Source organism: Bacillus sp. FDAARGOS_235 (assembly GCF_002073415.2).
GTDB lineage: Bacteria > Bacillota > Bacilli > Bacillales > Bacillaceae_G > Bacillus_A > Bacillus_A toyonensis.
The window spans coordinates 2,883,181-2,895,000 of the sequence record NZ_CP020437.2 but is presented as its reverse complement, the minus strand read 5'-3'; the positions used below and the strand labels follow the sequence as shown (position 1 = coordinate 2,895,000).

Annotated in this window: 12 protein-coding genes and 2 rRNA genes (1 of these 14 only partly in view); 13 read left to right on the top strand and 1 reads right to left on the bottom strand. The window is 36.6% G+C overall.

Features of this window, described 5'->3' with window-relative positions; translation table 11 throughout:
- The 11 genes from A6J74_RS16850 to rsmI form a co-directional block, all read left to right on the top strand.
- A 23S ribosomal RNA gene (locus A6J74_RS16850) occupies positions 1-1,164 on the top strand; it begins 1,757 nt to the left of the window's first position.
- 49 nt (positions 1,165-1,213) lie between these two features.
- Positions 1,214-1,329, top strand: a 5S ribosomal RNA gene (gene rrf / locus A6J74_RS16845).
- 190 nt (positions 1,330-1,519) lie between these two features.
- A complete protein-coding gene (locus A6J74_RS16840; protein WP_000776272.1) occupies positions 1,520-1,699 on the top strand; it encodes a sigma factor G inhibitor Gin in 180 nt (59 codons plus the stop codon).
- A 78-nt stretch (positions 1,700-1,777) separates the two neighbouring features.
- The gene (locus A6J74_RS16835) at positions 1,778-3,199 is read left to right on the top strand and encodes an aminotransferase class I/II-fold pyridoxal phosphate-dependent enzyme (protein ID WP_001072284.1); all 1,422 of its coding nucleotides are present in this window, start codon (positions 1,778-1,780) and stop codon (positions 3,197-3,199) included.
- Between the two features lies 1 nt (position 3,200).
- Entirely contained in the window at positions 3,201-3,827 is a 627-nt protein-coding gene (gene tmk, locus A6J74_RS16830) for a dTMP kinase (protein WP_000677211.1), read from the top strand.
- Between the two features lie 35 nt (positions 3,828-3,862).
- Complete coding sequence (gene holB, locus A6J74_RS16825) at positions 3,863-4,846, top strand: DNA polymerase III subunit delta' (protein ID WP_000754512.1); 984 nt, start codon at positions 3,863-3,865, stop codon at positions 4,844-4,846.
- 5 nt (positions 4,847-4,851) lie between these two features.
- On the top strand, positions 4,852-5,679 hold the full coding sequence (locus A6J74_RS16820) for a PSP1 domain-containing protein (protein WP_000272428.1): 828 nt from the start codon (positions 4,852-4,854) through the stop codon (positions 5,677-5,679).
- 14 nt (positions 5,680-5,693) lie between these two features.
- Positions 5,694-6,044, top strand: a complete 351-nt coding sequence (gene yabA / locus A6J74_RS16815) for a DNA replication initiation control protein YabA (protein WP_000412058.1) — start codon at positions 5,694-5,696, stop codon at positions 6,042-6,044.
- A gap of 121 nt (positions 6,045-6,165) precedes the next feature.
- Positions 6,166-6,906, top strand: coding sequence for a tRNA1(Val) (adenine(37)-N6)-methyltransferase (locus tag A6J74_RS16810; RefSeq protein WP_001055365.1), 741 nt, complete (start codon positions 6,166-6,168; stop codon positions 6,904-6,906).
- Positions 6,893-7,183, top strand: a complete 291-nt coding sequence (locus A6J74_RS16805) for a GIY-YIG nuclease family protein (RefSeq protein WP_000414346.1) — start codon at positions 6,893-6,895, stop codon at positions 7,181-7,183. Before A6J74_RS16810 ends, A6J74_RS16805 begins: the two co-directional genes overlap by 14 nt.
- A complete protein-coding gene (gene rsmI / locus A6J74_RS16800) occupies positions 7,152-8,027 on the top strand; it encodes a 16S rRNA (cytidine(1402)-2'-O)-methyltransferase (RefSeq protein ID WP_000267799.1) in 876 nt (291 codons plus the stop codon). Before A6J74_RS16805 ends, rsmI begins: the two co-directional genes overlap by 32 nt.
- A gap of 20 nt (positions 8,028-8,047) precedes the next feature.
- On the opposite strand, the gene A6J74_RS16795 is transcribed toward rsmI, so the two are convergent.
- Positions 8,048-8,332, bottom strand: coding sequence for a transition state genes transcriptional regulator AbrB (locus A6J74_RS16795; RefSeq protein ID WP_000843036.1), 285 nt, complete (start codon positions 8,330-8,332; stop codon positions 8,048-8,050).
- Positions 8,333-8,839: 507 nt separating this feature from the next.
- On the opposite strand from A6J74_RS16795, the gene metG reads away from it, so the two are divergent.
- The gene (gene metG, locus A6J74_RS16790; RefSeq protein WP_000159673.1) at positions 8,840-10,822 is read left to right on the top strand and encodes a methionine--tRNA ligase; all 1,983 of its coding nucleotides are present in this window, start codon (positions 8,840-8,842) and stop codon (positions 10,820-10,822) included.
- Positions 10,823-10,990: 168 nt separating this feature from the next.
- Positions 10,991-11,758: a TatD family hydrolase gene (locus tag A6J74_RS16785; protein WP_000895828.1), complete on the top strand. Its 768-nt coding sequence runs from the start codon at positions 10,991-10,993 to the stop codon at positions 11,756-11,758.
- Positions 11,759-11,820: the final 62 nt, after the last annotated feature.

Sequence of the window (11,820 nt, the reverse complement as noted above, 5' to 3'; positions counted from 1 at the left end):
CTTTCTTAACGGAAAGCCGCAGTGAATAGGCCCAAGCGACTGTTTAGCAAAAACACAGGTCTCTGCGAAGCCGTAAGGCGAAGTATAGGGGCTGACACCTGCCCGGTGCTGGAAGGTTAAGGAGAGGGGTTAGCGTAAGCGAAGCTCTGAACTGAAGCCCCAGTAAACGGCGGCCGTAACTATAACGGTCCTAAGGTAGCGAAATTCCTTGTCGGGTAAGTTCCGACCCGCACGAAAGGTGTAACGATTTGGGCACTGTCTCAACCAGAGACTCGGTGAAATTATAGTACCTGTGAAGATGCAGGTTACCCGCGACAGGACGGAAAGACCCCGTGGAGCTTTACTGTAGCCTGATATTGAATTTTGGTACAGTTTGTACAGGATAGGCGGGAGCCATTGAAACCGGAGCGCTAGCTTCGGTGGAGGCGCTGGTGGGATACCGCCCTGACTGTATTGAAATTCTAACCTACGGGTCTTATCGACCCGGGAGACAGTGTCAGGTGGGCAGTTTGACTGGGGCGGTCGCCTCCTAAAGTGTAACGGAGGCGCCCAAAGGTTCCCTCAGAATGGTTGGAAATCATTCGTAGAGTGCAAAGGCATAAGGGAGCTTGACTGCGAGACCTACAAGTCGAGCAGGGACGAAAGTCGGGCTTAGTGATCCGGTGGTTCCGCATGGAAGGGCCATCGCTCAACGGATAAAAGCTACCCCGGGGATAACAGGCTTATCTCCCCAAGAGTCCACATCGACGGGGAGGTTTGGCACCTCGATGTCGGCTCATCGCATCCTGGGGCTGTAGTCGGTCCCAAGGGTTGGGCTGTTCGCCCATTAAAGCGGTACGCGAGCTGGGTTCAGAACGTCGTGAGACAGTTCGGTCCCTATCCGTCGTGGGCGTAGGAAATTTGAGAGGAGCTGTCCTTAGTACGAGAGGACCGGGATGGACGCACCGCTGGTGTACCAGTTGTTCTGCCAAGGGCATAGCTGGGTAGCTATGTGCGGAAGGGATAAGTGCTGAAAGCATCTAAGCATGAAGCCCCCCTCAAGATGAGATTTCCCATAGCGTAAGCTAGTAAGATCCCTGAAAGATGATCAGGTTGATAGGTTCGAGGTGGAAGCATGGTGACATGTGGAGCTGACGAATACTAATAGATCGAGGACTTAACCATATAATATGAAGCAAATGTTATCTAGTTTTGAAGGAATATGCCTTCATAGTTTGGTGATGATGGCAGAGAGGTCACACCCGTTCCCATACCGAACACGGAAGTTAAGCTCTCTAGCGCCGATGGTAGTTGGGACCTTGTCCCTGTGAGAGTAGGACGTCGCCAAGCAACTAAAACACGAGTCAAATGACTCGTGTTTTTTTGTATTGTTAAACAGTGCATAAAAGAAGTAATGGTAATACAAACACGTTGCCCAAGAGTAAATCATATTATATAAGAGATGGATGTATATTTTTCTGTAAATTGTTAAGGAATAGAGGTATCAAATATGTTTATTTAAATACAGGGAGGGAAGGTTATGAAATTACAAAGTGAAATTTGCATTGTTTGTGAGTCAAAAAGAGAAGAAGGTATATATGTTTATAATAATTTGATATGTCATGAATGTGAAAAAGATATGGTGAGTACTGAGACAGATGATCCAAAATATATACATTATTTAAAACAGCTTCGGAAGTTAGAAGTATCATATTTATAAATAGGCATCTGCCTATTATTTTTTTTGCCTTAATATCTGTATAATAGATACAGAATGAATAATAAGGAAGAGATAGATATGAATCAAAAGCGTATGCCTTTATATGAGGCGTTAATAGAGTTTAAAGAAAGAGAACCACTGTCCTTTCATGTTCCAGGTCATAAGAATGGTGTAAACTTCCCTCAGGAAGCCATTGGGGAGTTTAAAGATATACTATCCATTGATGTAACCGAACTAACAGGGTTAGACGATTTACATAGTCCGTTTGAATGTATAGATGAAGCACAAAAATTATTAGCTGATGTATATGGTGCGGAAAAAAGTTATTTTTTAATTAATGGTTCAACGGTCGGAAATCTAGCAATGATTTTATCTTGCTGCGGTGAGCGTGACATTGTCCTTGTACAAAGAAATTGTCATAAATCAATCATTAATGGATTAAAACTAGCGGGTGCGAATCCAATTTTTCTAGACCCATGGATTGATGAGGCATATAACGTACCAGTAGGAATTGGTGATGAAGTTATTAAAGGGGCAATTAAAAGATATCCTAATGCTAAAGCCCTCATTTTAACGCATCCTAATTATTATGGTATGGGGATAGATTTAGAAGCAAGTATTGCTTATGCACATGCACATAAAATCCCTGTTTTAGTAGACGAAGCTCATGGAGCACACTTTTGCTTAGGGGAACCATTTCCAAAGTCAGCATTAGCATATGGTGCAGATATTGTGGTTCATTCTGCACATAAAACATTACCTGCGATGACAATGGGATCTTATTTACATATAAATAGTCATTTAGTGAATGAAGAAAGAGTTTCTGCTTATTTGAGTATGCTACAATCTAGTAGTCCGTCATATCCAATTATGGCTTCACTTGATATAGCGCGCTTTACACTAGCAAGTATAAAGGAAAAAGGTCATGATGAAATTGTCGAGTTTTTATGGAGATTTAAAAAAGGATTGTGTTCCATTTCGCAAATAGCTGTTTTACAATATCCGTTGCAAGATGATTTAAAGATTACTGTACAAACTCGTTGTCAGTTATCAGGATATGAATTACAGTCTGTATTTGAAAGGGCCGGAATATATACAGAAATGGCAGATCCATATAATGTCCTACTTATTTTACCTCTACAAGCAAAAGAGGAGTACATGAGGGCTATAGAGATAATTCGAGTTGCGTTGGAACATTATGAGGTGAAAGACAAGAACGAATCTATTCGTTATACTTATAAAAGAGAATCCTCTCCTTTACCGTATACATATAAACAATTAGAAGGATACAAAACAAAAGTAGTACCTATAGAAGAAGCGGTAGGGATGATAGCGGCGGAAATGATAATTCCATATCCGCCTGGAATTCCATTGATTATGTATGGAGAGAGAATTACTTCAGAACATAAAGAACAAATTATGTATTTAGAGAAAACAGGAGCTCGTTTTCAAGGTAGCACGAAAGATATGAAAGTGTATGATATAGAAAGTAGGTTTTAGGATGAAGGGATTATTTGTAACAATTGAGGGGCCAGAAGGTTCGGGTAAAACAACGTTAATTAAAAAATTATTACCATACTTTGAGCAAAAAGAACAAAAGGTAATGGCGACGAGAGAACCAGGTGGTATAGCAATTTCTGAAGATATTAGAACAATTCTACATAAACAAGAATATACGATGATGGAAGCACGTACAGAGGCGCTTCTTTATGCTGCTGCACGTAGACAACATTTAGTAGAAAAAGTTATGCCAGCGCTTAATGAGAACTATCTTGTATTATGTGATCGTTTTATAGATAGCTCTTTAGCGTATCAAGGATATGCAAGAGGCTTAGGAATGGATAAAGTATTTGAAATAAATCGCTTCGCAACAGAAGACTGTATGCCTAGTGTAACGATTTACTTAGACATTGAACCAGAGATTGGTTTAGCTCGCATTGAAAAAGATGCGGGGCGCGAAGTGAATCGATTAGATATGGAAGATATCTCTTTCCATAAACGTGTACGTGAAGGGTATTTAGAAGTTGTAGAACGTTTTTCTGATCGTATTGTATTAGTAAATGCTGATCAACCAATGGAAAAACTTATAGAAGAAGTTGTTCAGATTATAGAAGATAAATTGTTATAATAGAAGGAAAGAATGAAATAAGTGAGGTATACATTATGAAGAAGACGTGGGAGCAGCTTTCTGCTATACAGCCCATCGGTGTAAAAATGTTGATGAATAGCATTGCAAAAGAGCGTATATCCCACGCTTACTTGTTAGAAGGAGGGAAAGGAACAGGGAAGTTTGCAACAGCGATTCAAATGGCAAAGAGTTTCCTCTGCTCTCAAAGGAATGAGGTAGAACCATGTCATGTATGTACAAATTGTAAACGAATTGACTCAGGTAACCACCCTAACCTACATATTGTAAAACCAGATGGATTATCTATTAAAAAGCAACAAATTCATGATTTACAGGAAGAATTTTCAAAAACAGGATTAGAGGCAAATAAAAAAGTTTATATTATCGAGCATGCAGATCGTATGACAGCAAATGCGGCAAATACACTATTGAAATTTCTAGAGGAACCGAGTAGTGATACAACAGCTATTTTACTTACTGAACAAAGTCATCAAATTTTAAATACGATTTTATCTCGCTGTCAAGTTGTTACATTTAGACCGTTACCTACGGAGTCTTTAAGTAGAAGATTACAGGATGAAGGCATTACATCCTCTTTATCAACTCTAGCTGCACAGCTTACGAATAGTTTTGATGAAGCTTTAGCTTTATGTAATGATGAATGGTTTGCACAAGCACGAACTTTAGTGATAAAATTATGTGAAGCGCTCGAAAAAGATAAAGCCTCTATTTTTTTTGTACAAGAAAAATGGGGAAAACACTTTGGAGAGAAAGAACAGTTACAGCAAGGTTTAGATATGTTGCTCCTTATTTATAAGGATTTATTATATGTTCAACTTGGAGAAGAAGATCGTCTTGTTTTTCATGAGCAGAAAGAGATGTTTGAATCTTTTTCCTATGCTCAGAAGCGCATTGTATCAGCTCTCTTTAATATATTAGAGGCAAAAAATAGAATCAACGCTAATGTAAATGCGCAGCTTGTGTTCGAACAGTTAGTGTTGCGGTTGCAGGAGGGATGACCGTTTTGTATGATGTAGTAGGTGTTCGCTTTAAGAAGGCCGGCAAGGTATATTACTTTGATCCGAATCAGTTCGATATCTCTGAGAATGAGTTTGTAATTGTAGAAACGGTAAGAGGTATTGAATACGGAAAAGTAGTTATTACCAAAAAGCAAGTTGATGAAAACGATGTTGTGTTACCGTTAAAAAAGGTTATTCGTATCGCAAATGAAAATGATCGTACCATTGTTGACGAGAACAAACATGCTGCGAAAGAGGCATATCAAGTTTGTCAACAAAAGGTAGTAGAGCATAATCTAGATATGAAACTTGTAGATGTAGAGTATACGTTCGATCGTAATAAGATTATTTTCTACTTTACTGCAGATGGTCGGATTGATTTCCGCGAACTAGTGAAAGACTTAGCGGCAATTTTTAGGACGAGAATTGAACTAAGACAAATTGGTGTTCGTGATGAAGCGAAGATGCTTGGTGGTATTGGTCCATGTGGTCGTATGCTTTGTTGTTCTACTTTTTTAGGAGATTTTGAACCTGTATCCATTAAAATGGCAAAGGATCAAAATTTATCATTAAATCCTGCAAAAATTTCTGGTTTATGTGGTCGCTTAATGTGTTGCTTAAAATATGAGAATGATGAATATGAGGCAGCAAAGGAACAACTTCCTGATTTAGATCAACGTATACAAACACCACATGGTACTGGCCGTGTTATCGGATTAAATATTTTAGAAAGATTAATTCAAGTGGAGCTAGTAGACAAGGAACGGATAGTAGAATATACGTTAGATGAGTTAGTGAATAAAGGGGTCGTTTCGAGTCAAACCACAGATTAATGAGGTGGGTGCTTGTGGAGAAAAAAGATATTTTTGCATCGGTTTCTAGTATGGAAGAGCAAATTGGACATTTATATAAACAGTTGGGTGAATTAAAACAACATCTTGCAGAGTTGTTGGAAGAAAATCAACATATAAAAATGGAAAATGAAAATTTGCGACACCGTTTTGAAGAAGTGCAGAATAAAGAAAAACAAAAAGCTCAAAAACGTAAAGAAGTGAAGCCGAAGACGGATATTGGTGAAGGCTATGACAATTTAGCAAGACTATATCAAGAAGGTTTCCATATTTGCAATCTACATTATGGAAGTGTACGTAAAGAGGGAGATTGTTTATTCTGTCTGTCATTTTTAAATAAAAAGTGAAATTACCTTTCCAATTATAATTGGAAAGGTAATTTTTTATACATGAGAATAGAACAAAATGTATTTGTATATTAGTAGAAGATGAAATAGGGTAGGTTAAGTGTAAGAAAAGGAGTAATATATGAATTTATACGAAGATGAACGTTTAGATTATTTATTAGCGCAAGATATGAAGATTATACAAAGTCCATCGGTGTTTAATTTCTCTTTAGATGCCGTTTTACTTGCAGATTTTGCTTGGGTGCCAATTCAAAAAGGAAATTTACTTGATTTGTGCACAGGTAATGCGGTTGTGCCCCTTCTATTAAGCACGAGAACAAAAGGGAATATTACAGGTGTGGAAATTCAAGAACGTTTATATGATATGGGAATAAGAAGTGTTCAATACAATAAGTTAGAAGAAAGAATTCAACTCATACATGGAGATTTGAAAGATATGCCAGAGAAACTTGGGCGCCATCAATATGATGTTGTTACATGTAACCCTCCTTATTTTCAAACACCTCAAACGTCTGAGAAAAATATGAATGAACATTTAGCAATAGCTCGTCATGAAATTATGTGTACGTTAGAAGATGTTGTATCTGCAAGTAGTCAGCTAGTAAAACAAGGTGGGAAAGTAGCGTTTGTACATCGCCCAGGTCGTTTACTCGACATTGTTACATTAATGCGTAAATACAAAATTGAACCAAAGCGTGTGCGATTTGTTTATCCTAAGGCAGGTAAAGAAGCAAATACATTGTTAATTGAAGGAATTAAGGATGGGAACGCAGATTTGAAAATCCTACCACCTCTTTTTGTATACGAAGAAAATAACGAATATACAAAGGAGATTCGTTCAATTTTATATGGAGAAGAATAAGCATTGTTTTTATGTGGTGGAATGTTCTGATGGAAGTTATTATGCTGGATATACAAATCATATAGAAAAACGGATTCAGACTCATAATAGTGGAAAAGGTGCTAGATATACACGTGCTAGACTTCCAGTTGTTTTAAGGTATGTAGAGAATCATGAGGATAAACGAACAGCTATGCAGGCTGAATATCATTTTAAGCAGTTAACGAGAAAACAAAAAGAAGAATATATGCAAAAAGGAGAACGCTATGTGGCAGCAAAAAAGCTTTCAACAAAATGAAAAGGGGATGTTATATCTAGTACCTACTCCAATTGGAAATTTAGAAGATATGACATTTCGTGCAATTCGGATTTTAAAAGAGGTAGATGTTATTGCAGCGGAAGATACAAGACAAACCAAAAAACTTTGTAATTATTTCGAAATTGAAACACCTGTCATGAGTTACCATGAGCATAATAAAGAAGTAAGTGGAAAGAAAATATTAGAGAAGCTAGAGGAAGGGAAGAATATAGCACTTGTTAGTGATGCTGGTATGCCGTGTATTTCCGATCCAGGCTACGATATTGTTGTCGAGGCCGTAGCTGAGCAATATCATGTGGTTCCGCTTCCTGGGGCAAATGCAGCCCTTACAGCGTTAATTGCATCTGGTCTTGAAACAAAGCAGTTTTATTTCTATGGATTTTTACAAAGAAATAAAAAGGAAAGAAAAATGGAATTAGAAAAACTTCGCTATGTGCAAACTACAATGATGTTTTATGAAGCACCTCATCGTCTAGATGACACTTTAATCTCGATGCAAGAAGTGTTAGGCAATAGAGAAATTGTATTATGTCGAGAGTTAACGAAAAAGTTTGAGGAATTTATTCGAGGAACAATCGAAGAAACAATTGAATGGACGAAGCAAAATGAAGTTCGTGGTGAGTTTTGCATTTTAGTAGCTGGTTCAACGGAAGAACCTGCTCCAGAAGAACAATGGTGGGAATCTATTTCAGTATATGATCATATTGAACATTATATAAATGAAAAAGGCATGAATTCAAAAGAGGCGATAAAAACAGTCGCTAAAGATCGGGATTTGTCGAAACGCGATGTATATCAAATCTATCATGTCGATAAAAAATAAGCTTCTCATAATTGAGAAGCTTATTTTGCTGTTTCGATATAATCTTGAAGTTCGTTTAAGATTTGCTCAGCGCCTTCTTTGCTTAAGATAATTTTACCTTCAGCTAAAGATAGGTTACCATCAGATACTTCACCAGTTACTTGGCAAGTCATGTTTGGTTTATATTTTTTTAAGATGATTTTTTCGTCATCAACATAGATTTCAAGTGCATCCTTTTCTGCAATACCTAAAGTACGGCGTAATTCGATTGGAATTACAACACGACCTAATTCATCAACTTTACGAACAATACCAGTAGATTTCATAATTCTTTTCCTCCTAAATAAATAGTTTATAAGTTTCGAGTCTATTTTTTTGATTCGTCATTTTTCGACAAAATACCCTATGGACATATGATACCAATCATTTACATTTCCGTCAATTCTTAAATTCTATATTTTTTAAAAAGATTTATAGATTTCTTACTTCTTATATATAATAGAATGGGAGTAATTTTTGCAATTATTTTCTGAAAAATATATTTATTTAAAAGTAGGGTTGTATATTTTGTTTGAATATGAGTAATAGATGATAAAGATATGTAGCATTAACTGGTGTTTATCCCGCGTTAACGAGCAATAAGATTCCCGCTTTAAAATGCGGTTGGAGCAAAGAAGTTAAGTTGGAGTCGGGCTGCTCGTAAAAGCTTGATTAGTGAGAGTTAATAATTTGTGGGGGATAAACACCCCTACGGATTAAAGTTTCACTTTATATATGAGTTTTTGATATACTATTTATAAATACATATGAGGTTATTCGGGAGGTCCAAAACAATGACAAAGGAAAATAAGTCCTTTTATATTACTACCCCAATTTATTATCCAAGTGGAAAGTTACACATTGGACATGCTTATACGACAGTAGCAGGAGATGCAATGGCACGATATAAGCGTATGCAAGGCTACAATGTTCATTATCTAACAGGAACTGATGAGCATGGGCAGAAGATCCAAAAGAAAGCAGAAGAGTTAAATGTGACACCACAAGCATACGTGGATAATATTGTTGCAGGAATTAAAGAGCTTTGGGAGAAAATGGATATCTCTTATGATGATTTTATTCGCACAACTGAAGATCGTCACAAAGATGTTGTCGAAAAGATCTTCAAGCAACTAGTAGACCAAGGTGATATTTATCTTGATGAATATGAAGGTTGGTATTCTGTACAAGATGAAACATTCTATACAGCGCATCAATTAGTAGATCCAATTATGGAAGGTGACAAAGTAGTTGGAGGAAAAAGTCCAGATAGTGGTCATGATGTAGAACTTGTTCGTGAAGAATCATATTTCTTTAGAATGGGTAAATATGTCGACAGACTATTAAAGTTCTATGAAGATAATCCACATTTTATTCAGCCAGAGTCTCGTAAAAATGAAATGATTAATAACTTCATTAAACCAGGATTAGAAGATTTAGCAGTTTCTCGTACTTCATTTGATTGGGGAGTTCGTGTTCCAGGCAACCCAAAACATGTTATTTACGTATGGGTTGATGCATTATCTAACTACATTACAGCATTAGGTTATGGAACAGAAAATGAAGAGATGTATAAGAAATTCTGGCCGGCAGATGTGCATTTAGTCGGAAAAGAAATTGTTCGTTTCCATACAATTTATTGGCCAATCATTTTAATGGCATTAGATTTACCTCTTCCGAAAAAGGTCTTTGCTCATGGCTGGATTTTAATGAAGGATGGAAAAATGAGTAAGTCAAAAGGAAACGTAGTAGATCCAGTTACATTAATTGATCGTTACGGATTAGATGCATTACGTTATTACTTACTTCGAGAAGTTCCGTTCGGATCTGATGGTGTATTCACACCAGAAGGATTTGTTGAACGTATCAACTTCGATTTAGCAAATGACTTAGGTAACTTATTAAATCGTACAGTAGCTATGATTGATAAGTACTTTAACGGAGAAATACCTGCATTTAAAGCAAATGTAACGGAATTCGATGAAACGTTAGTAACGTTTGCAAAAGATACATTGCAAAAAGTAGAAGACGCAATGGAAAATATGGAATTCTCTGTAGCGCTAAGCTCAATTTGGCAATTGGTTAGCCGTACGAATAAATATATTGATGAAACACAACCGTGGGTATTAGCGAAGGATGAAAATGATCGTGAAAAGTTAGCTTCTGTAATGGCTCATTTAGCAGAAGTACTTCGTCAAACAGGTATTATGCTTATGCCATTCTTAACAGTAGCACCAAGCAAGATGTTTGCTCAACTTGGTCTTACTGAAGAAGCACATAAATCTTGGGAAAGCCTATCTACAATTGGATGTATTCCAGGTGGAACAAAAGTAGAAAAAGGAAACCCAATTTTCCCTCGTTTGGAAATGGAAGTAGAAGTAGAGTATATTAAAGAACAAATGAAGAGCTCTGCGCCTAAAGTAGAAGAGAAAAAAGAAGAAGAACCGCAGGCAGAAGAAATTACAATTGATGATTTCTTTAAAGTAGAATTACGAGTAGCTGAAGTAATATCGGCTGAACCTGTAAAAAAAGCAGATAAGCTGTTAAAAATCCAGCTTGATTTAGGTACAGAAAAGCGCCAGGTTGTTTCAGGTATCGCAAAATTCTATTCTCCGGAAGACTTACAAGGTAAAAAAGTTATTTGTGTAACAAACTTAAAACCTGTAAAATTACGCGGTGAATTATCACAAGGTATGATTTTAGCGGGTGAAGAGAATGGGGTATTGTCATTAGCAACAATCGACCAAAATCTTCCGAATGGTACAAAAATCAAGTAATTAAGGCAAGAAAAGAGATGTTTCACGTGTAACATGTGTGAAGCGTCTTTTTTCTTTTTAAATTTCCTTTTTTTGCATTAAAATTGTAGTATTGTTATCGTTGAGTTAGAAAGAAAATCGTTTTTCTCTATGATAGAATTGATTTCAATATAAAAGGAGTTATTTATTATGTTGTTTGATACACATTCACATTTAAATGCAGAGCAGTTTGAAGAAGATTTACAAGAAGTTATTGCACGAATGAAAGAAGCTGGAGTTACATATACAGTTGTTGTTGGATTTGATGAAGTAACGATAAAAAAAGCGATTGAATTAGCTGAGGCTTATGATTTTATTTACGCTGCAGTTGGATGGCATCCTGTAGATGCTATCGACATGAAAGAAGAACATTTAGCTTGGTTAGAAGAATTAGCTTCACATCCTAAAGTCGTTGCAATTGGAGAAATGGGACTAGATTATCACTGGGATAAGTCTCCTAAAGAAATACAGAAGGAAGTATTCCGTAAACAAATTGCATTAGCTAAAAAAGTGAAATTACCAATCATTATACATAACCGTGATGCAACTCAAGATATTGTTGATATTCTAGAGGAAGAGAATGCGGCTGAAGTAGGAGGTATTATGCATTGCTTTAGTGGTAGTGTCGAAGTAGCACAGCGATGTGTTGATATGAACTTTTTAATTTCATTAGGTGGACCGGTTACATTTAAAAATGCTAAGAAACCGAAAGAAGTTGCAGTAGAGATTCCCTTAGAGAAATTGTTAATAGAGACGGATTGTCCATATTTAACACCACATCCATTTCGAGGGAAGCGAAATGAACCGAGTTATGTAAAGCTTGTAGCAGAAGAAATTGCGAATTTAAAAGGGATTTCTTATGAGGAAGTAGCAGAAGTTACAACAAAAAATGCAAAGGCTTTATTTGGTGTTGAATAAAAAAGGAATGGGAGAACCCATTCTTTTTTATTTTTTGAGAAAAGAAATAGTAGAAGCGAAAG

Coding starts and splice junctions, on each gene's coding strand:
- A6J74_RS16805 (WP_000414346.1), top strand. CDS start 6,893: ATGGAGAAGAATAAGCATTGTTTTTATGTGGTGGAATGTTCTGATGGA.
- A6J74_RS16795 (WP_000843036.1), bottom strand. CDS start 8,332: ATGAAATCTACTGGTATTGTTCGTAAAGTTGATGAATTAGGTCGTGTT.
- tmk (WP_000677211.1), top strand. CDS start 3,201: ATGAAGGGATTATTTGTAACAATTGAGGGGCCAGAAGGTTCGGGTAAA.
- A6J74_RS16785 (WP_000895828.1), top strand. CDS start 10,991: ATGTTGTTTGATACACATTCACATTTAAATGCAGAGCAGTTTGAAGAA.
- rsmI (WP_000267799.1), top strand. CDS start 7,152: ATGTGGCAGCAAAAAAGCTTTCAACAAAATGAAAAGGGGATGTTATAT.
- metG (WP_000159673.1), top strand. CDS start 8,840: ATGACAAAGGAAAATAAGTCCTTTTATATTACTACCCCAATTTATTAT.
- A6J74_RS16810 (WP_001055365.1), top strand. CDS start 6,166: ATGAATTTATACGAAGATGAACGTTTAGATTATTTATTAGCGCAAGAT.
- holB (WP_000754512.1), top strand. CDS start 3,863: ATGAAGAAGACGTGGGAGCAGCTTTCTGCTATACAGCCCATCGGTGTA.
- A6J74_RS16840 (WP_000776272.1), top strand. CDS start 1,520: ATGAAATTACAAAGTGAAATTTGCATTGTTTGTGAGTCAAAAAGAGAA.
- A6J74_RS16835 (WP_001072284.1), top strand. CDS start 1,778: ATGAATCAAAAGCGTATGCCTTTATATGAGGCGTTAATAGAGTTTAAA.